Genomic DNA, 298 nt, shown 5'->3' on the forward strand with positions numbered 1-298 from the left:
ACAACAACCACAACAACCACAGCATCTACAGATGATGCATCTGCGGATGTGACCGGCACTACAACGGTTACTGCAGTGGATGCGGTGAAGCCGCCTAAGACCGGAGAGCAGGGCATTCGGATCACGGTTGAGATCCTTGCGGCATTGGCGATTCTTTCGGCATACGGCGTAAGGAAAAAGCGCAGAGTCCGGTAACAGATCTCATACATATAAATTGATTGCAGCAGCATCACAATTTTGTGGTGCTGTTGTGGTATTCTGATGAAAACATAGGGCAGCACCGCATCAAGCCCGCCTG

At 50.7% G+C, this 298-nt stretch carries 1 protein-coding gene; it reads left to right on the forward strand.

Annotated features, from left to right (window positions below; translation table 11 throughout):
• On the forward strand, nucleotides 1-195 hold a 195-nt coding region (locus QVO51_RS06420), incomplete at its 5' end, for an LPXTG cell wall anchor domain-containing protein (RefSeq protein WP_288167938.1).
• Between the last annotated feature and the right edge of the window lie 103 nt (nucleotides 196-298).

Origin of the sequence: Ruminococcus sp. CAG:379 (assembly GCF_000434255.1) — a bacterium.
Lineage (GTDB): Bacteria > Bacillota > Clostridia > Oscillospirales > Ruminococcaceae > Ruminococcus_F > Ruminococcus_F champanellensis.